Here is a 21,017-nt window from a genome sequence, read left to right on the forward strand (position 1 = left end):
CGCCGGGCTCACGCCGCCGCCAGCGTGCTCGCGCAGCACCCACCCCCGCAGAAGAGAGACCGCCGTGCCGCTGGCCGACATGCCCGACCTGCTCGCCGCCCATCGCGCGGTCGGAGCCTTCAACTTCATCACCCTCGAGGTAGCCGAGGCGATCGTCGCCGGCGCCGAGGCCGCCGAGACGGGCGTGATCCTCCAGCTGTCGCAGAACGCGATCGCGTTCCACGGCGGGGTCGCCCCGGCCGCCACCGCGGCCCTGCGGCTGGCGGAGGCGGCTTGGGTCAACGTCGTCGTGCACCTCGATCACGCCACCGACGAGTCCCTCGTCGACGAGGCGCTCGCCGTCGGCATCCGTTCCGTGATGTTCGACGCCGCCCATCTGACGGATGCCGAGAACATCGAGCGCACCGCCGCCGTCGCCGCTCGCGTGCACGCCGAGGGGGCGTGGATCGAGGCGGAGCTCGGCGAGATCGGCGGTAAGGGTGCGCACGCCCCGGGCGTGCGCACCGACGTCGCCGAGGCCTCGCGCTTCGTCGCGGCCACCGGGGTGGACGCCCTGGCCGTGGCCGTCGGGAGCGAGCACGCCATGCGCGAGCGCAGCGCGACCCTCGACGAGGACCTGATCGCCCGGCTCGCCGCGGAACTCCCCGTACCCCTGGTGCTGCACGGGTCGAGCGGGGTGGCCGACGCCGGCATCGACGGAGCCGTGCGCGCCGGCATGCGCAAGATCAACATCGGCACGCACCTCAACACGGTGCTGACCGCGGCCGTCCGCGATGAGCTGGAGCGGGACCCGGATGCCATCGACCCGCGCCGCTGGCTCGCTCCGGGCCGCGAGGCCGTCGCTGCGGAGGTGCACCGCTTGCTCGACGTCATCACCGGCCGCGTCGTGACCGGCGTCGGTGGTACGGGGGTGGGCGCATGAGCGGCTTCGTCACGCTCACCGCCGCCGGGGCGATCGATGCGACCTACCGCGTCGGCGCCCTGCGCCGCGGCGCCTTCACCCGCGCCGACAGCTACACGCGCGAGGTCAGCGGCAAGGGAGTGAACGTCTCGGCCGCTCTCGCGGCGGGCGGCGCCGACACCGCTGCGGTCGTCGTGCTCGGTGCCGACGACGTGCGCTTCGCCCGCTGCGGACTCACCGCCCCGCTGTTGCGCATCGTCGAGGTGCGCGGGGCGACGCGCGTGAACACCTCGATCATCGACGCCCAGGGCGCCACCACCAAGGTCAACGCCCCCACCCCGCCCCTGTCGCCGGAGGCATGGGATGCCACGATCGCGGCACTGCGCGACGAGCTCGCCGCTCGGACGGCTCCGTGGCTCGTCATCTCGGGAAGTCTCCCCGAACTCGCCGGTGCCGGAGCCCTCGTCGACCTCGCGGCCGTCCGCGCGGTGGCGCGCGAACACGGTGCGCGCCTCGCGGTGGACACGAGCGGGGCGGCGCTCGACGCGCTGCTCGCCGATCCGACCGGGATCGACCTGCTCACCCCGAACGCCGAGGAGCTGTCCGCGGCGGTGGGGCGTCCCCTCGGCACGCTCGGCGAGGTCGTCACCGCCGCCCGCGAGATCGTCGGACGCGGCGTCGGGACGGTGCTGGCGAGTCTGGGGTCCGACGGGCTCGTCGCCGTGACGGTGGATCGCGCGGTCTTCGCGCGCGCCGACGCCCCGTACGTTGCCAACACCGCGGGGGCGGGCGACGCCGCTCTCGCGGGTTTCCTCCTCGGCCTCACGCGCGAACCCGCCGCCGCCGCGGCCGGCGCCGACCCCCTCGCCCTCGCCGCCGCCTCGGCCGCCGAGTGGGGCGCGCACGCCGTCGCGCACGCCTCGACCCTGGTCGCCGGGCCGCCGCACGGCATCCGGGCCCTCGTCGAGACCGACCCCGACCTCGAGCGGGCCCTCACTCCGGAGGGCGAGGCATGACCCCGGTCGCCCCCGAGATCGCCGCGGCCGTCGCCGACGTCTCGCGCATCCGCACGCGGGCGATCGACCGCGTCGCCTACGCCAACGACGCCTCGCACTATCTGCTCACACCCGACGCCGTCGTCGTCGCCGCGGACGCGGCCGAGGTCGGCGCGATCCTGCGCGGGGCCACGGCATCCCGAACGCCCGTGACCTTCCGGTCCGGCGGCACGAGCCTGTCGGGGCAGTCGTCGGGCGCCGGACTGCTCGTCGACGTACGGCAGGGGTTCGGACGCATCGACGTGCTCGACGGAGGTCGCCGCGTGCGGTCGCAGCCCGGGGCCACGGTGCGCCAGGTCAATGCGCGGCTGGTGCGGCACGGTCACCGCCTCGGTCCCGACCCCGCGAGCGAGGCTGCGTGCACGATCGGCGGGGTCGTCGCCAACAACTCCAGCGGGATGGCCTGCGGGACGGTGGAGAACTCGTACCGCACCCTCGAGGGGCTCGTGCTGGTGCTGGCATCCGGGACCGTCGTGGACACGGGAGCGCCTGATGCCGACGCGCTGCTGCGCGACCGCGAGCCCGCGCTCGTCGAGGGACTGATGCGGCTGCGCGAACGCGTCGTCGCGAACGAGGCGAGCGTCGCGCTCATCGAGCGGCAGTTCGCGATGAAGAACACGATGGGCTACGCGCTCAACGCCTTCATCGATTTCGACACGCCCGCGGCCCTGCTCGCCCACCTCGTCGTGGGGTCGGAGGGAACCCTCGCGTTCGTCGCCGAGGCGACCTTCCGCACCGTGCCGATCCGCCCCGCCATCGCGACGACGCTCGCGGTCTTCCCCACGCTCGACGCGGCGACCCGGTCGCTGCCGGCGCTGGTGGCGACGGGGGCGGCGACGCTGGAGCTGATGGATGCCACATCCCTCCGCGTCGGGCAGCGCCTGGCGGGTACCCCCGCCGCCATCCACGGTTTCGAGGCGACGACCCAGGCGGCCCTACTCGTGGAGTACCACGCCGACGACACCGACGCGCTGCGCGACCTCGCCGCTGCCGGAGCTCGCGTGCTGGGGGAGCAGCCGCTGCTCGATCTCGCGGTCTTCTCGAGCGATCCGGCCCAGCGCGCTGCCGCGTGGACCTTCCGCAAGGGCCTCTACGCCTCGGTCGCGGGGGCCCGCCCGAGCGGCACCACCGCGCTGCTCGAAGACGTGGTCGTGCCGGTCGAGCGTCTCGCCGACACCTGCGAAGGGCTGCAGGAGCTGTTCGAGCGCTTCGGGTACGACGACAGCGTGATCTTCGGTCACGCCAAGGACGGCAACATCCACTTCATGCTCACCGACCGCTTCGAGGGTGCGAGAGCGCTCGGCCGGTTCGAGGGCTTCACCGACGCGATGGTCGACCTCGTGCTCGACGCCGGCGGCAACCTGAAGGCGGAGCACGGCACGGGCAGAGCCATGGCCCCGTACGTGCGCCGCCAGTACGGCGACGAGCTGTACGCGGTGATGGTCGAGCTGAAGCGGCTTCTCGACCCGAGCGGCATCCTGAATCCGGGCGTGATCATCGACGACGACCCGACCGCGCACATGCGGAATCTCAAGACGCCCGTGTCGATCGAGCCCGAGGTCGACCGGTGCGTGGAGTGCGGGTACTGCGAGCCGGTGTGCCCGAGTCGCTCGCTCACGCTCACCCCGCGTCAGCGGATCGTCGTGCGGCGCGCGTCGACCGCGGCTCGAGAGCGCGGCGACGGGGCGCTCGTGGCGGAGCTCGAGAAGGACTACGACTACGACGGCGTGCAGACCTGCGCGGTCGACGGCATGTGCCAGACCGCGTGTCCCGTGCTCATCAACACCGGCACGCTCATGAAGCGCTTCCGTCGCGACGACGCCAACCCGGTGCTGGCCGCCGGGTGGTCGGCGGCGGCGACCGGGTGGGGCGCGGTGACGCGGGCCGGGTCGGCGGCGTTGTCCGTGGCCTCCAAGGTCCCGACGCCGGTGGTGCGGACGGTGACGGATGCCGCCCGCGCGGTGCTCGGCACCGATACGGTGCCCCGGTACTCGGCGGAGCTGCCGGCGGGGGGATCGTCGCGCCGATCGCTGGGGTCGGTGGTCGGCGCCCCGGGTGTCGAGCCCTCCGCGGTGTTCCTCCCGGCCTGCGTCGGCAGCATGTTCGGCCCGGCCGACGGCATCGGTGCGACCGCGGCGTTCACCCGCCTGCTGGAACGCGCGGGAGTCTCCGCCCTCGTGCCGGAGGGGATCGACGCGCTCTGCTGCGGAACCCCGTGGTCGTCGAAGGGCTACGCGAGGGGCCACGCGACGATGTCGGCGCGCGTGCGCGCGGCCGTACGCTCCGCCTCCCGGGAGGGCGCCCTGCCGGTGGTGTGCGATGCGTCGAGCTGCACCGAGGGGTTCGCCGCGACGCTTCGCGATGAGGGCGTGGAGGTGCTGGATGCCGTGGCCTACACGGCATCCGCTCTCCTTCCCCGTCTCGCGCCGACGCCGGTGGCCGAGCTGCTGGCGCTGCATCCCACCTGCTCGTCGACGCAGTTGGGCATCGACCCGGCGCTGCGCGCGATCGGTGCGGCCGTGGCGTCCGAGGTGCGGGTGCCGGATGCATGGGGGTGCTGCGCGTACGCGGGGGATCGGGGCATGCTGCACCCGGAGCTGACCGAGGCGGCGACCGCGCCCGAGGCGGCCGAGGTCGCCGCGTGGGGAGCCGACGCGCACGCGTCGTGCAACCGCACGTGCGAGCTGGGCATGACGAAGGCGACGGGGGAGTCGTACGTGCATGTGCTGGAGCTGTTGGAGCGGGCGACGCGGTAGCGCTCGGCGTCGGGGCGGGGTGCGGATAAACGCTCCGGCGCGGGAGAAACGCTCTGGCCGGGCGTGTCTGACTCGGGGGAGCGTTTGTCGCGTCATCGTGCGGCGCGTGACGGCGGCGCGGAGCGGTGCCGCGGCGGAGGAGAAACCGCGAGCGGAGGACCACCCCGGCCGAGTGGTCCTCCGCCGCCGGGATGTCCTCCGCTCGGGGTCAGGCGCGCTCGCGGCGGCGACGCATCACCAGCACCACGGCTCCGGCCAGCACCGCGCCCGCCCCGGCGAGGAGCGCGGCGAACGAGACCGCGCCTCCCGTCGTGGCCAGGGCGCTCGCCGCGACCACCTCGAGGGTGAGGGGGGTGAGGGTGGTGCCGTCGGCGCGGGTGATGGTGAGGGTGTGGGCTCCGGTGGCGAAGTCGGCGGGGACGGTGACCCGGAAGGTCACCTTTCCGGCGGCGTCGGCTGCGGGGATGCCGGTGATGGTGAGCGGGGTGCTGCGCAGGATCGCCGAGATCCGTTCGCCGGGGGTGAGTCCGGTGACGGTGACGGTGTACGAGCCGCCCTGGGCGACGCGGGTCGCGCTGGCGGTCGCGGTCGCGGTCGTGGCGGGGGAGACGGACGCACCCGGCGTCGGCTGGGCCGAAGCGGTGGGCTGCGCGGTGGGCTGTCCGGTCGGGGCGACCGTCGGCTCGGGCGTCGCGGTCGGCTGAGCGGTCGCGGTCGGCTCGGGCGTCGCGGTCGGCTCGGGCGTCGCGCTGGGCTCCGCGGTCGCCGTCGGCGTAGGCGTCGGGTCCGAACCGCCGGCGATCGTGAGGCGCGCGGTCACGGTGCGGAACTGCGGCGCGACCTCCTGCTCCTTCGTCAGCGTCAGGTCGAGTCGCCCGTCGGCACGCACGTTCACCGACTGGAACCAGGTGTTCCGGTCGGGGTCGAACAGACCGCCGGCGCCGTTCGGGTCGGTGAGGGTGTGCGGGTCGGGGTAGGGGCGCGCGTGGTACGCGAGCAGGAGGTTGCCGTCCGCATCCTCGATGAAGGAGTTGTGGCCGGTTCCCGCGGTCTGCGTCGTGGCCGTCTTCTCGTCGGCGCCGAGCCGGCCCCGATAGGTGTCGTTCGTGTCGAGCACCGGGAACGCGGTCTGCGTCCAACTCGCGGGGTCGGTCAGATCGGCATCGGCGTCGGCCGTCAGCAGACCCAGGTCGTAGTACTTGTCGACGGTGCCGCCGGAGTAGGTGATGTAGACCCGCCCGTCGTGCGAGATCATGAACGGCGCCTCGACGACGGCCTGGTCCTGGCCTTCGTTCGTGTCTGTCGGCGTCGGCGCCTGCTTGCCGCGCTCCCAGACCTGGCTGGTCTCGTAGATGGTCGACAGCGGTCCGTCCAGCAGCGGCACGACGCCGTCGCCCCCGCGCGCCTTGCCCACGAGCAGACGACCCCCGTTCGGCATGATCCAGTACCCCTGGGAGACGCCGTTCTCCTCCCGCTCGAAGTACGACACGTCGAAGGCCGCCCCGTCCAGGACCACCGGCTCGCCCCAGTTCTTCTCGTCGAAGAAGCCGCCGGCGGCGATGGATGCCGCGTCCCCGGTGTACGGGATGAGCACGGTGTTGTCGCACCAGCCGCCGGTCTGGGCGAAGCCGCGGTTCATGCCCGCGACGATCCACCAGCGGCCGTTGATCTTGTGGAACTCCTGGGCCCAGATGAACCCACCCCACCCGAAGAACGTGTTCGGGTACTGACCTTCGCGTCCGACGGTGCCGTCATCGGGGTCGATGGCGATCTGCTCGGGGGCCGAGGCGAGACCGTCGAGGGTCGTCGCGCGCTTCAGACCGATCTTGCGGTAGCTGCTCGCCTCGTCGATGCGCCCATCGCTCGGCTCGCCGTAGTGCGATCCGGTCAGGTAGTAGTACCCGTCGTCCTCGTTGTAGAACACGTGCGGATCGGCCCGCGCGTCCGAGACCATCTGCTGCGCGTGCTGCTGCACGACGCCCTGGATCTCGTACATCCCCGGACCGGCCGCGGCGGCCGCGGCCGCCTGCTGGGAGTCCCACCGGACGGGGAGGTCCTTCGCGCTGCCGTCGTTGTAGCGCAGCGTCGCGGTGCGGGGGAGGGCCCCGCGCACCGCTGCGGCGTCGGCGCCCGCCGCGACGTCGGCGGCGATGGCATCCACTCCCGTGTTCTGCAGATCGACGTAGGTGTCGACGAACGCGCCGAACTGGGCGGGGGTCACCGCGGTGGCGGTCGCGTCGCTCGCCCAGGCGGGCAGGCCGTCTCCGGCGAGGTCGGGGGTGCGGGCGTCGGCGCGGGTCGGGGTGCTGACCGTCGCCGAGGAGTCGAGCGCGGAGAGCGCGGCCGCGCGTCCCTCGCCGCTGGACAGGTCGGTCCACAGCGCCTGGTAGCCACCGCCGGGGAGGGCGATGATCCGGGGCGCCGAGACGATGCCCGAGCCGAGGTCGATCACCTGCTGGTCGGTGAAGGTGCGGTCGTCGGTGGACCGCCAGACGTAGATGCGGCTCGTGGAGTCGTTCTGCGAGGCGACGACGCCCAGGTGCCCGTCGGCATCGCGGAAGAGACTCGGCGAGCCCATCTGCGCCCACGGCTTCGCGGCCTGCGTGTCGTCCCAGAGCACCGAGAGGATGGCCTGACCGCGGTTGAGCGGTTGCCACTGCTGTTCGCCCGCGGCCCGCGAGGCGACGTACAGCGAGTCGGCGCGGCGGTCGTCGTCGTAGGCGAGCGGGTCGTCCTTCACCCCGCCGACGGTGGTGACGGTCTTGACGTAGGTCGCAATCTCGCCGCCGGGAGCCTGGAGGACGACGTCCCACGTGAGGGGCTCCGCGTCGCCGGCCACCTGGGCCGAGAGGCGCACCGCGACCCCGTCGGCGCCGAGGCCGCGGGTGTCGACCGCGCCGTCCGCGGAGATGCGTGCGGCACCGGGACCGGTGGCCGACCACGAAACCGCCTGCCCGCGCACCTGCGTGGGCAGGTCGCCGAGCACGACGGAGGGGATGCCGAGGGCGGCGCGATCGTCGGAGGCGGCACCGGCGACGCCGAGCTGGTCGGGGGTGAGCGCGCGATCGTAGATCTTGAGGTCGTCGATCAGGCCGGAGAAGTACTCGCCCCCGCCCCAGTTGGCCTTACCGACCTGCAGCACTCCGCCGTTCGCGCCGAGGATCTCCTCGAGCGTGGGACCGTCGAGCGCGGCGCTGACGAGCTTCTGGTCGACGTACAGGCGGGCGGTGTCCCCCGACAGCACGAGGTCGACGTGCTTCCAGTCGGTCGTGCCGCCGGTGGTGAGGTTGCCCGAGGTGTCGCGTCCGCCGGCGTTCCGGTAGCGCTCGACGGTGAGACCGGTCGTGCGATCCAGGATGCCGAGATACCGCTCGTTCCCAAAGGTCGGGGCTCCCGCGTCGGCGGCGGCGAACACCGTCCACCCGACGTTGCCCTGAGCTGCGGGACGGCTGTCGTAGGAGATCGTGACCTCGTCGTCGCCCGCGAGCAGGCCGCCGCCGTCGGCGGTGCGCACATCGAGCCAGAACGCCGACGACAGACGCGCCGCGGTGCCTCGGCCCTCGCGCCCGGCGACGAGGTCGGCCGTGCCGCGCACGGCGGCGCGGGCGTCGCCGGAGGAGAAGGCGCCGTCGACGGGGGCCGTGTCGAAGTCGAAGGATGCCACGGGCTGAGGAATCTCGGGAGCCACGGCCGTCATGCGGGCGGGTGCGGCGACCGCCGGGGTCCCGGCCGCGGTGGCGGCGAGGACCCCGACGACGCCGAGGGCGACGAGGGCACGGGTGCGGGTCATCGGTTCGTTCCTTGTCGGCGGGGCGTCAGACGCCGGCGCGGCGGCGGCGGTGGAGGAGGACGGCCGCACCGGCGACCAGGGCGCCGAATCCGAGGAAGACCGCCGCGAAGGGGATTCCGGCCCCGGTGGTCGCGAGGCCGTTCGGGGACACCACCTCGAGGGTGAGGGGGGTGAGGGTGGTGCCGTCGGCGCGGGTGATGGTGAGGGTGTGGGCTCCGGTGGCGAAGTCGGCGGGGACGGTGACCCGGAAGGTCACCTTTCCGGCGGCGTCGGCGGCGGGGATGCCGGTGATGGTGAGCGGGGTGCTGCGCAGGATTGCCGAGATCTGTTCGCCGGGGGTGAGTCCGGTGACGGTGACGGTGTAGGAGCCGCCCTGGGCGACGCGGGTGGCGCTGGCGGTGGCGGTGGCGGTCGTGGCGGGGGAGCCGGTCGCGCCCGGCGTCGGCTGGGCCGAGGCGGTGGGCTGCGCGGTGGGCTGTCCGGTCGGGGCGACCGTGGGCTCGGGCGTCGAGGTCGGCTGAGCGGTCGCCGTCGGCTCCGGCGTCGAGGTCGGCTCCGGCGTCGAGGTCGGCTCCGGTGTCGCGGTCGGCGTCGGTGTCGGCGTCGGGGTGACGCCGCCGGCCGGGGTCACCGACACGGTCATGGTGACCGTGCGCAGGGCGGGCAGCACCTGCTCGTCCTTGCTCATGTCGAGGACGGGACGGTCTCCCGCCGCCCAGTGGATGCGCCCGATGCGGGTGTCGCGGCCGTTGCCGCCCACACCGTCACCCCACGTGTGGTAGACGTACAGCTCGTTGCCGTCGTCGTCCGTCGTCACCGCGCCGTGACCGGGACCCTGCTGGTAGGTCAGGTAGTCCGTGACGCCGGCGGGCATCGGAACGCTCTTCATCAGCGGGGTGGTGTACTTGTGCCAACTGTCGATGTCCATGAGATCGCTGTCGAGGTCGGCCCAGACCCCGCCCACCACGTAGCGGGGGCTCACGCCGTCGCTCGAGTAGATGAGGTAGATCCTGCCGTCGCGCTCCAGGGCGAACGATCCCTCGGCGAGCCGCAGCTCCCACGACAGGGCGGGCGAGATGACGGGCTTGGCCTCACCGACGATGCGGGTGGGGTCCTTCGGGTCGACCCTGGCGATCCAGGTGAGCGGGTCGCCGAAGCCGGGCGAGGTGTAGCGCTGCGACCACGTGTAGTAGGCCTGGCCGTTCGCCTCGAAGTAGGTCATGTCGAGGCTGATGTTGCGGTAGCCGTCGCGGCCGAGCGCGCTGCCGTCGGCCTTCAGCACGGCGGCCGGCTTCGACCAGTCGGCCGGGTTCGCGGGATCGCCGCCGTCGCGCAGCTGCATGATGTGCGACTGCACGGTCTGCCAGTCGGCGCCGTCGTTGGACTGCGGGTTGCCCGAGTTGAAGCAGGGCGAGAACAGGATCGACAGCTTGCCGCCGATCTCGTGGATCTCCGGGGCCCAGTAGCATCCCGCGATCGTGCGGCCGTCGGTCGTGGTGTCGCGCTTGGTGAAGCGGTTCAGCAGATCGACCTCGCGCTGAGCGCCGCCGGCGGCGTCGGAGAGACCGTCGAAGGTGTCCGACACGCGGATCGGCAGGTGTGCCGAGGCGATGTTGTTGTTGTTCGTGTCGTCGGTGGCGATGAACAGGTACTGCGTCTTGCCGTCGCGCTCGTAGCGGTAGATGGTCGGGTCTGCCCGGTTCGCGGCGAAGGGGACGCTGTAATCCTTCTGGCGCACGGTGCCCGACACGGTGAAGGTGCCGCTCTTCGCCCCCGCGACGGCCGCGAGGTCGTCGGCATCCCAGTCCACGGGCAGGGTCGCGGTCGAGCCGTCGGTGTACGACAGGTCGACTCGGGTGTCGCCGAGCGCGTCGGTCTCGCCCGCCTCGACGGTGGCGGGGGCCACGGTGGCGGTGGTGTTGACGACCCGGTTGTAGCGCTGCGACAACGCGGCGGCGAGCGACCCGCTCACGGGGAGGGAACCTCCGGGCTCGGCGTTGGCGACGCGTCCACCGAACGAGCTGAGGGAGGGGGAGGCCACCGTCGCGGGGGCCCCGTCGGCGACCGCACCGCGGTTGCCGTCGACCACGATGCGCGAGCGGCGACCGTCGTTCTCGGGGTTGAAGGTGTCGGTGACCAGCTCGGTGCGCGCGAGGTCGGCCACGGTCGTGTGGTGTGCGGCGCCGTTGTCGTCGGTCCACGACACGAGGTAGCGCTTCTGGCCCGAGTCCCAGACCGCGCGCGGGGCCACGACGCCGGCGGTCGTGCCGAGGTCGATGGTGCCGAGCTCCTCGAACTGCGCGCCCCGGTCGTCCGCGGCGCGGAAGACCGTCGCCCCCGATCGGGCCGTGGCATCCGGAGCCCCCGCCATCGTCACGCGAGTGGTGATGAATCCGAGGCGTCCGTCGGCGAAGTAGAACGGCGAGGGCGAGGCCACGCCGCGCTGGTCGACGTTGTCGACGCCGAGGTGGTCGCCCTGGGCGAAGACGACGCCGTAGTTGTTCTGCAGCGGCTGCGCCTGGTCGGGCGTCGACCCGACCGCGAAGTGGATGCTGCGGGCGACCGTGTCTTGGTTGGCGTCGCGGTCGCTCGTGGGCGTGCGGGTGTAGGCCACGAGGCTCTGGGCGGTGGCCGCGTCGAGGACGGACACGGTGAAGGTCTTGGAGAACGAGATGTCGCCCCACGATGCCGCCGCCGTGACGGAGGTCGTGCGGGCGGCGTCGCCGGTGTTGACGAGCGCGCCGTCGGCGACCGCGTCGCCGCTCCAGCGCAGCTCGACGCCGGGGACGCTCGGAAGGGCGGTCCCGGATGCCACGACCGGCGGCACCACGAGGGTCGAGGTCAGGCGGTCCGCGAGTTCCGCGGCCGAGTCGGCTTTCACCGTGACCTGGACGGGGTCGCCGGCGGCGGTGGATCCGGCGAACGATGCCGTCGGGGTGAGGGTCACGACGGCGTCGGACGATCCCGGTGCGGGGCGCACGACGGTGCCGTCGGCGGAGACCACGTCGGGGGCGCTGGAGGACCAGGTGAGCGTCGACCCCCCGGCCGCGGTGCGCGGCAGGGAGAGGTCGGCGGTGACGGCGGAGGTGTCGCCGAGGTCGACGGCGTCGGCGTCCTGTCTCGCGATGACCGCGGCGGCCGGGGCGGCGACGGCGGCGATCTGCTCGGCGGTGAGGGCGGCCCGGTCCACGCGCACGTCGTCGATCGCCCCGGCGAAGAGGGGGTCGGGTGCGTAGAGCGACTTGCCGATCAGGCCGGAGAAGGCCGCGGTGCCGACGGTCGCGGCGCCGGTCGCGTTCGTCGCGGTGGAGGCGACCGCGACGCCGTCGACGTAGGTCGTCACGCGCTGACCCGACTGCAGGGCGACGGCCACGTGGCTCCATCGCGTCGAGGAGGCGGGGCCGTTGTTCGTGGCCCGCTGCTCGCCGTTGGCCTTCACGGCACCGATGAGGTTCCCGCCACATCGAGGGGTGGCGAAGAGGTAGCGCTCGGTGGAGCTGCCGAGGCTGTACGCCCACGAGCACTCCTGGTTGCCTGCCCACTTGATCCACGCCGAGATCGTCACGTCGCCGGTGCCGGTGTCGGTGAGGCCGGGCGCGATCTCGACGAACGCCGCGCCGGAGTTGGCCGCGCCGCCGGGAAGCGCCAGCGCGTGGTCGGAGCCGCCGCGCGGGCCGGCCACGATGCTCGCGCCCGCGCCGCGTACGGTGCCCGGGTGCGCCCCGGCGGTGTCGGCGACGGTCGTTCCGGCGGAGAGCGCTCCGGTGGACAGGCCGTCGAAGTCGTACAGCAGGGCGGCGGCGGGAGCGGCGGCGTGGGCGGGGGCGATCCCGGTGACGAGACCGCCACCGACGAGGGCGGCGGCGAGGGCGAGGGCCGCGGGTCGGCGTGAACGCATGCGGGGGGCCTTTCGGGCGGACGGGCGAAGACGGCTCGTCCGGGTCGCCGTACGGGGTGGCGACCGGGACCGCACCCCTTCGTGGCGGTCCGATGCGTCGAACGGATTCGACGGCCTCGGGTCGTGACCGACCTTAGGGTGACCGAAAGGTCCAGCGCAACCCGAATGTGAACCTTCACGTCGTGACCTGATCGTTGCTTGACGCCACCTCGAACCGGTAATACCGTCCCTTCCAGTGTGAGCGCTAACACAGCGCCGACGGATCCGGGACGAAGCTGTGCCGGAGTCGCTTCCGGTGACGTGGCCGCCAGCACCGCCCGCCCGCCCCCACACCCGAACGGAGCGTTCCGCCCCCATGCGCGTCCCCCGTCTGCTCGCCGCCACCGCCGTCACCGCGGTCGCCGTGTCGGCCCTGGTTACAACCCCGTCGGCCGTCGCCGCCGCGGTGCCCGACCCCGGCCTCCACTACACCTTCGACACCCTCAGCGGCACCCTCGGTGCCGGCGCCGCCATCCCCGACTCCGGTTCGCGCGCGACCCGCACCGACGGCGTCGTCGGCAACGGCGGGATCACCGTCGTCCCCGGCGTCACCGGCGCCGCGGGCGACAAGGCCATCCGTCTCTCCGGCGGACGCAACGACGCCGATGCGGTCGCGTCCTACGTCTCGCTGCCGAACAACGTCGTGACCGCCGGTGACACCGCGGTCACGGTCAGCATGTGGACCAAGTGGGAGGGCGCGGGCAACGGCCAGTGCCAGCTCGCGTTCGGCCTGGGTCGTTCCACGACGAAGAACCTGTTGGCATCCACCAGCTGCAACGGCACGTACGGCGCTGTCTCCGACGGTGCGGGTGAGCGTCGCGTCGGCGACGGCGGGGCGGCACTGCCGGTGGGGCAGTGGGCCAACATCGCCCTCGTGTTCCAGCCCGGTCAGCGCGTGACCTACTACGTCAACGGTCAGCTCGACGGCGGCAACGCCGACCAGACCGGCATCGCGCAGACGATCGACGCCGCGCTCGGACAGAACGGCGTCGGCGGATACCTCGGCCGCTCGTTCTGGGACGACCCGTTCTACGCCGGCGCCATCGACGACGTGCGGATCTGGAACAGCGCGCTCTCCGCCGACGACCTGCGCGCCGTCGGAGCCGACGGCTACCGTGCCGTGCTGGCATCCGATTCCGTGTCGCTCGGCGACACCTCCAGCGTCGATCGCGACCTGCAGCTGCCGACCACGACCGCGGCCGGCTCCACCCTCACCTGGGCCACGAGCAACGCCGGAGTCGTGGCCGCCGATGGGACGATCACGCGCCCCTCCGCCAGCGCGGGAGACGCCACCGCGACCCTGACGCCGACGTTCTCGCTCGGCGGCCAGACCCGCGTCGGCGCTCCGATCACGGTGACCGTGCGCGCGCTCTCGGCGAACGAGCAGGACGAGGCGGTCCGCCAGGTCGCCGACGCGTTGCCCGCGCAGGCCGGCCTCTCGGGCGACGTCCGCGGCTCGATCACCCTTCCCGCCTCGGGCGCCGAGATCGACCAGCAGTTCTCGTCCGCGCAGGCGGGTGAGGTGAAGATCGCCTGGTCGTCGTCGAACCCGGCCGTCGTCTCGGACGCCGACCGCGGGACCGAGCCGAACGTCGTCCGCGAGGGCAGCGTCACACGCGGTGCCCAGGACCAGCAGGTCACGCTGACCGCCACCCTGACCCTCGGCGCGGCCACCCGCACGGTGCAGTTGCCGATCACGGTGCTCAAGGCGGCCTCGCACACGCGCGAAGACGACGAGGCGTACATGTTCGTCTACTTCCGCGACAACACCATCGACGGCGAGAAGATCCGCTTCGCCGTCTCGGAGGGCAATGACGCGCTCAACTGGCGCACGCTGAACAACGCCAACCCGGTCCTCGAGTCGACGAAGGGCGACATGGGTCTGCGCGACCCGTTCGTGCTGCGCTCGAAGGAGGGCGACCGCTTCTTCCTCATCGCGACCGACCTCTCGGCGGCGCGCAAGGGCTTCCCGACCGACACCGGCAGCCGATACCTCGAGATCTGGGAGTCGACCGACCTCGTCAACTGGGGCGAACAGCGCCACATCGAGGTCTCGCCCCCCAGCGCGGGCATGACCTGGGCCCCCGAGGCGCACTACGACCCGACCATCGACGCCTACGTCGTGTACTGGTCGTCGCGCCTGTTCCTCGACGACGCGCACACGCAGGAAGACGGCAACGGCCCGCAGATCCTGATGGCGACCACGCGCGACTTCGTGAACTTCACGCCCGCCGTGCCGTACATCAAGTCCGGTGACATCGAGGGGCTGCGCAAGACCAACGCGGGCCTGATCGACACGACGATCATGGAGCGCGACGGCGTCTACTACCGCTTCACGAAGGGCACCGAAGAGACCGCCTGCCGCCCCGACATCGTGGCGGAGAAGGGCACCGACCTGCGCGCCCCGTCGTCGTCGGGCGAGTGGACGAAGTTCGACACCTGCCTCTCGGCCGACGCCGGCCTGCCCGAGACCGAGGGCCCCTCGGCCTTCCGCTCGAACCCGGGCGACGTCAACGGCGACCGCAACTACGTGCTCGTCGACTGGTACGGCGGCGGCGGCTACATCCCGCTGTACACGGAGTCGCTGAAGGACGGCGAGGTCGACTGGAAGGTCCCCGCGCAGTACTCGCTCCCGCCCTCCCCGCGCCACGGCGTCGCCTTCGGCATCACCCGTGAGGAGCGCGACCGCCTGATCGCGACCTACAACCCGAACGACCTGGTGACCTCGGTCGCCCCGGTGTCGGTGGAGGCCGCTCCCGGCACCACCTCGGTCTCGCTCCCCGCGACCGTGGATGCCACCCGCCCGGCCGGGACGATCGCCGTCGGCGTCACGTGGGACGAGCAGGACCTGTCCGCGCTGAAGGCCCCCGGCGACACCGTCGAGGTGCGCGGCGCGCTGAACGACGGCTCCGCGACCCCCGCGGTGGCGACGATCACCGCGGTCGGCACGCCCGTGGCATCCACCTCGGTCACCATCGGCTACGACTCGCGTGTGCTGGCGCTGGGCTCCACGTCGGCGCTCACGGCGTCGGTCGCTCCCGCGAACGCCGACCAGAAGGTCTCGTGGACCTCGAGCAACGCGGCCGTCGCCTCGGTTGACGCGTCGGGTGAGGTCACGGCCGTCTCGGCCGGAGACGCAGTGATCACCGCCACGTCGTCCGACGGGCGCAAGGCCCTGCTGACGATCACGGTGACCAAGCCCGAGGCCGACCTGCTGCTGCACTACAGCTTCGACGGGGCGAGCGCCACGATCGACGGCTCGCGCATCACCGACGTCTCGGGTCGCGGACACGACGCGACCATCCGGGGCGCCGGTGCGACAGCGGCGACCGGCGCGCGCGATGTCGCGGGCGACTCCGCCATCTCCTTCCCGGGTGGGGCGTCGGGTTCGACCGCGGCGTTCGCCGAGATCGGCGGCAGCGTCGTCCCCGACGGCACGCGCGATCTGACGGTATCGAGCTGGGTGAAATGGGACGGCACCGCCGCGTGCGAGTGGCCGCTGTCGCTGGGGTCGACCAACACGAACTACCTGTTCACCAGCCCCGATTGCGGCGGCGTGGCCGCGGCGATCAAGGCCGGGTACACCGAGAACAAGTCGGGTGCGGCGCGCCTGCAGCCGGGCCAGTGGGCGCAGGTGACGCTCGTGCTGACGGGTAAGAAGACGCTGGTGACCTACGTGAACGGTCAGAAGGTGGCCGAGGTCGCGACGATCTTCGACGCCGCCGACCTCGAGGCGCTGGACGGCGTCGGCGGTCTGCTGGCGAAGTCGCGGTACGCCCAGGACCGCCTGTTCGGGGGAGACCTCGACGACGTGCGCGTCTACGGCCGGGCACTGGATGCCACCGAGGTGACGACCCTGTTCACGAAGGGCACGCTCGAGACCGAGGTCACCCCGTCGCCGACCCCGACCGCGACGCCGACGTCGTCGCCGACCCCCACGGCCACGCCGACGACGTCTCCGGAGCCGACGGCCTCCCCGACGTCGTCGCCGGAGCCGACGGTGACGCCGACGTCTTCGCCGGAGCCGACGGTCACCCCGACCACCTCGCCGGAGCCGACGGCGTCGCCGACGGCGTCGCCCGAGCCGACGACGGCTCCGACCGGCCAACCCACGTCGGCGCCGAACCCGACGGCGTCGGCGACCTCCGCGGCCGGTGTCACCGCGACCGCGAGCGCCTCGCGCGTCGAGCGCGGCGGGTCGTTCACGGTGACGGTCACGGGCGTCGCCCCCGGTGAGCAGCTCGCGGCGACCCTGAACAGCCAGCCGCTCGTGATCACCGGCATCCCGCGGGCCGATGCGCGCGGTCAGGTGACCTTCCGGGTGAACGTGCCGGCGGACTTCGCCCTCGGCGCCCACACGGTGGCCATCGTCCGCGCCGACGGCGGTCCGCTCGCGACGATCCCCGTCCAGGTGGTCGCCGCCGGTTCCCTTGCCGCGACCGGTGCCGACCTTCCGTGGGGGCTCGGAATCGGGGCGCTGCTCATGGTGGCCGCCGGAGCCGCTCTCGCGATCGGCCGTCGTCGTTCCCGCCTGAGCTGATCGGTTCGCCGCCGCGGGCCGTCGTCCTCCGGGACGGGGGCCCGCGGTGCGTCACCGGCCGTGCGCGTCGCTCCGATGCGACGCGGTGCGGGACGGGAGGGGTTTCCGCCGGGGGAGGATGCTGTCAAGGGGTGCGGTCCTCCCCTCGCGGATTCTCCTCCGTGCCGGGCGACCGCCGGGCGGGGCGCGTCTCCGGTCGGGTGCGCCGGTCGGTCCCCTGGGGTGCGGGACGGGAGGGGTTTCGGCCGAGGGAGGGCGTTGTCGCGGGGCGCGGTCCTCCCGTCGCGGTTTCTCCTCCGCTCCGCCCCGGCCCCTCCGCCCCGGCCCCTCCGCCCCGGCCCCGCCGCTCAGGCCCCGCCGCTCAGGCCGGCAGCAGCCGCAGCGCTCCGGATGCCGCGACCTCGAGGCGCACGGCATCCAGCCCGTCCACGACGAGATCCGCGGTCAGCTCCTCTTCGGCGGTGGTGCCGGTGAGGGCCAGGACGGCGCACCCGGCGGCGCGGGCCGCGGCGATGCCGGCGGGGGCGTCCTCGACGACGAGGCAGCGCCCGGGGTCGACCCTGAGACGCTCGGCGGCGAGCAGGAAGGGTTCCGGGTCGGGCTTGCCGCGCGCGACGTCGTCGACGGTGACGAACACCTCGGGTACGGGCAGTCCCGCGGCCGCGAGCCGGGCGGAGGCGATGGGCACCGAGCCCGAGGTCACGATCGCGCGGCGCCCGGCGGGCACCGAGGCGAAGAAGGCCGACGCTCCACGGACGGGAGCGAGGCCCACGGCATCCGTCACCTCGAGGTCGGTGACGTGCGCGAGCGCGTCGGCGTGGCGCTCGGCCGGCAGCAGCAGACCGATCAGGGTGCGGGCGGGCTGGCCGTGGTTGGCGTGCAGCGCCTCCATGGAGACGTCGAAGTGCTCGGCGAACCGGCGCCATGACTTCACGACGGAGGCCGTCGAGTCCACGAGCGTCCCGTCGAGGTCGAACAGCACGGCGTCGAACTCGCGCGCGAAGATCCCGGCCCCCGGGTCGACCGGTCGGCGCACCCCCAGCGCCGGCAGCACCCGGGCGAGCTGCTGCGCGGTCGAGAGCTCGGCGTCGACGGTCGTCGCCGCCACCCGCGGGGCGACCGGAGCCGTGTCGGGGCGGTGGGCGTCGCGCGCGGCTCCGCGAGCGGAGCGACGGGATGCCAGCACCGCGGGGTCTCCGTCGACGAACACGACGTGCGGCTCGGCGGGGGCGAGAGCGGCGACCAGCGCCCGCCACTCCTCGCCGCCGGAGAGCTCCGCGGTGAAGGGGGCGACGACCACGACGCGACCCGCTGTGGACAGGGCGTCGGCCGCGGTGGTGCGGAGTGCGGCGTACCGACCGGCGCGGATCGCGGACGCGTGCGGCGAGGTCAGCCAGTGCCCGCCGAGGGCGTCGGAGGGCAGCGCGTCGAGGAGGGGCGTGGTGACGCTGTCGAGGTCGACGAGGGGGGCTCGAAGTGCCTCCGCGATCGCGCGTCCGAGCGTGCTCTTGCCGCTTCCGGCGGTTCCGGCGACGACGACGGCGAGCGGATCGGGCATTTGACACGACGACGGCATACCCCCACCATAGACGTAGCAAGTCACCGGTGTCATGCTTGATTTTCCGGGACTCACGAGAAGTTCCGGAAAGGACGGCCGCTCATGCGAGACACCGGTGACATGACCGAGGCTCCGTCGCGCCTCCACGGCGGGCTCGACCTCGGCAGCACCGCGATCAAGATGCTCGTCATCGACGACGACGGCACCGAGGTCGCCGGGGCGCAGGTGCCCACGCCGTGGCGCGTCGGCGAGGGCGGCACGACCGACATCGTCGCGGCCGACCTGCTCCGCGCGGTCCGCACGCTCGTCGACCTGGTGGATGCCGAACTCAGCCCGTTCACCGCGGAACCGCTGACCTCCCTCGCCATCGCCGGCATGGGCGAGACCGGCATCCTGCTCAACGCCGACGGCGAACCCGTCGCCCCCGGCTTCGCGTGGTTCGACCCTCGCGGTCTCGAGCAGATCGCCGGATTCCCGGCCGTCGTGCGCGAGGAGTTCGCCGGGCGCACGGGACTCCCGCTCGGCGCCCAGGTGAGCGTCGCGAAGCTCGCGTGGCTCCGCGATCAGGGCACCGACCTCACGGGGCTGCGGTGGCTCGACCTGCCCGAGTTCGTCGTCGCCGCCCTCGGGGGCGACGTCGCCCTCGAGCTCTCCCTCGCTTCGCGCACCGGGCTGATCGACCAGGACTCGGGCGCCGCCTGGCCCGCGATGCTCGACGCGCTCGGCGTCACCGCCGACCTGCTGCCGCCGTTGCGCGGGGGCGGGCTGCCCTGGGGCACGGCATCCGAGGCCTTCGGCCCGCGCCTGGCCGGTGCCGCCCTCACGGTCGCCGGCCACGACCACCTCGTCGCCGCGCAGGCCAACGGGACCCTGGATGCCGACGGCTACCACGTCTCGCTCGGCACGGCCGAGGTGCTGCTGCGCGTGCTCGAGGCGCCGCTCGGCTTCGCGGCTCGGCAGCGGCTGGCCGACGCGCTGATCAACGAGGTGCGCCACGTCGTCCCCGGCAAGCACGTGCTCGTCGCGGGAGTCAAGACCGGGCTGCTGCTGCGCCGCGTGCTGCACGCCGCGGGGATCGGCGACCGCGCCGGCCGTGACGCCCTCGACGCCGCGGTGATGGCTCTGCCCGTCGAGGGCGAGCTGCCCGCGGGGGCCATCGACATCGCCGGTGCGCGCAACGACGACGGCGTGCTGCGCCTGACCCTGCACACAGAGGCCTCGCCCGCCGAGATCTTCGCGGCGGCGCTGCGCCACAGCAACGACGAGGTGGCCCGGCTCATCGCCGCGATGGATCGCGAGGTGGCACCCGCCACGCACTCGACCCTCACCGGCGGCTGGGCGGGGATGGCCTCGGTCCGTCGTGCCCGCGCCGAGGTGCTCCCCACCCCGTCCCTGTCCACCCGCGAACAGGACGTCGCCTGGGGAGCCGCCGACAGGGCGCGGCGCCTCGTCTCGGCATCCGTCCCCTCCTGAACAGACCACCCGCGCCCACCCGCGCGCGAGAACCCCAGAGAAGAGAGATCATGAACGAACTCACCACGCTCGAGCGCCGGGCGCTCCAGTCGATCAGCACCCCCGACGGCCACATGCTCATCGTCGCCGCCGACCAGCGCAACGGCATGAAGGCCGCGATCAAGGACGCCCCGAACGGCTCCGACGCCATCTCGCGCGACGAGCTCGCCGAGGTGAAGGCCGACCTCGTGCGCCACCTCGCCAACCACGCCCCCGCGATCCTGCTCGACCCCGAGGTCGCCCTGCCGCAGATCGTCGACGACGGCGTGCTGGACCGCGAGACGGGCCTGGTCGTGGGTCTCGACGCGTCCGGCTTCGAGACCGTCGACGGCCTGAAGTACACCCGCTTCGTGCCCGGCGTCACCCCGCGCACCGTCCGCGACATGGGCGGCACCGTGGCGAAGATGCTCTACTACACGCGCCCCGACAAGCAGGATGCGGACTCCCGCGTCGCGCGGGAGATCCGCGACCTCGTCGCGGCCTGCGAGGCCGAGGGGCTGCTGCTCATCGTCGAGCTGCTGACGTACCAGCTCGAGGGGGAGAGTGACGAGGACTACCGGGCGGCCTTCGCCGACCTCGTCGTCGACGGCGCGGCGCTGGCCGTGGCGTGCGGGGCGAAGATCCTCAAGCTGCAGTACCCGGGCTCGGCCGAGGCCAGCGCCCGCGTGACCGAGGCCGCGCAGGGCGTGCCGTGGGCCGTGCTGTCGGCCGGCGTCGACCACGAGACGTTCATCGAGCAGGTGCGGACGGCCGTGGCCAACGGCGCCTCGGGAGCGATGGCCGGTCGCTCGCTGTGGAAGGACAGCCTCTCGATCGACGCCGACCGCCGCGAGGAGCTGCTCTCGGGGCGCGCCCTGCCGCGCCTGCGCGAGCTCGCCGACGCGGTCGACGGCCGCTGACATGACGACGCCCGCCCGGGATGGGGCGCGCTCACCGCGGGTGCACGCGGGGGAGGGGCGCCCTGCTCC

The 21,017-nt window shown here is 73.3% G+C and carries 9 protein-coding genes; 6 read left to right on the top strand and 3 right to left on the bottom strand.

The features are described 5' to 3' along the window. Positions 1–64: 64 nt before the first annotated feature. Genes Q9R20_RS08960 through Q9R20_RS08970 form a run of 3 tightly spaced genes read left to right on the top strand, consistent with a single transcriptional unit; the run spans position 65 to position 4,712 of the window. The gene (locus Q9R20_RS08960; RefSeq protein ID WP_311249022.1) at positions 65–922 is read left to right on the top strand and encodes a class II fructose-bisphosphate aldolase; all 858 of its coding nucleotides are present in this window, start codon (positions 65–67) and stop codon (positions 920–922) included. Next, positions 919–1,917, top strand: a complete 999-nt coding sequence (locus Q9R20_RS08965) for a PfkB family carbohydrate kinase (protein WP_311249023.1) — start codon at positions 919–921, stop codon at positions 1,915–1,917. The genes Q9R20_RS08960 and Q9R20_RS08965 overlap by 4 nt, the downstream gene beginning before the upstream one ends. After that, positions 1,914–4,712, top strand: a complete 2,799-nt coding sequence (locus tag Q9R20_RS08970; protein WP_311249024.1) for an FAD-binding and (Fe-S)-binding domain-containing protein — start codon at positions 1,914–1,916, stop codon at positions 4,710–4,712. Before Q9R20_RS08965 ends, Q9R20_RS08970 begins: the two co-directional genes overlap by 4 nt. A gap of 208 nt (positions 4,713–4,920) precedes the next feature. On the opposite strand, the gene Q9R20_RS08975 is transcribed toward Q9R20_RS08970, so the two are convergent. Beyond that, positions 4,921–8,502 (bottom strand): family 43 glycosylhydrolase, encoded by a 3,582-nt coding sequence (locus Q9R20_RS08975; protein WP_311249025.1) that lies wholly within the window; start codon positions 8,500–8,502, stop codon positions 4,921–4,923. A 25-nt stretch (positions 8,503–8,527) separates the two neighbouring features. Continuing rightward, positions 8,528–12,400 carry a family 43 glycosylhydrolase gene (locus Q9R20_RS08980; protein WP_311249026.1) on the bottom strand — a complete coding sequence of 1,291 codons (3,873 nt, stop codon included), beginning with the start codon at positions 12,398–12,400 and terminating at the stop codon, positions 8,528–8,530. 355 nt (positions 12,401–12,755) lie between these two features. Here Q9R20_RS08980 and Q9R20_RS08985 point away from each other — a divergent pair, with 355 nt between their 5' ends. After that, positions 12,756–16,979, top strand: a complete 4,224-nt coding sequence (locus Q9R20_RS08985) for a LamG-like jellyroll fold domain-containing protein (protein ID WP_311249027.1) — start codon at positions 12,756–12,758, stop codon at positions 16,977–16,979. A gap of 361 nt (positions 16,980–17,340) precedes the next feature. Here Q9R20_RS08985 and Q9R20_RS08990 read toward each other — a convergent pair whose 3' ends face one another. Then, entirely contained in the window at positions 17,341–18,537 is a 1,197-nt protein-coding gene (locus tag Q9R20_RS08990) for an HAD-IA family hydrolase (protein WP_311249028.1), read from the bottom strand. A gap of 102 nt (positions 18,538–18,639) precedes the next feature. On the opposite strand from Q9R20_RS08990, the gene Q9R20_RS08995 reads away from it, so the two are divergent. Next, a complete protein-coding gene (locus tag Q9R20_RS08995; RefSeq protein ID WP_311249029.1) occupies positions 18,640–20,010 on the top strand; it encodes an FGGY family carbohydrate kinase in 1,371 nt (456 codons plus the stop codon). Between the two features lie 50 nt (positions 20,011–20,060). Next, complete coding sequence (locus tag Q9R20_RS09000) at positions 20,061–20,948, top strand: hypothetical protein (RefSeq protein WP_311249030.1); 888 nt, start codon at positions 20,061–20,063, stop codon at positions 20,946–20,948. The last annotated feature ends 69 nt before the right edge of the window (positions 20,949–21,017 follow it).

Origin of the sequence: Microbacterium sp. PRF11 (assembly GCF_031844085.1) — a bacterium.
Taxonomy (GTDB): Bacteria; Actinomycetota; Actinomycetes; order Actinomycetales; family Microbacteriaceae; genus Microbacterium.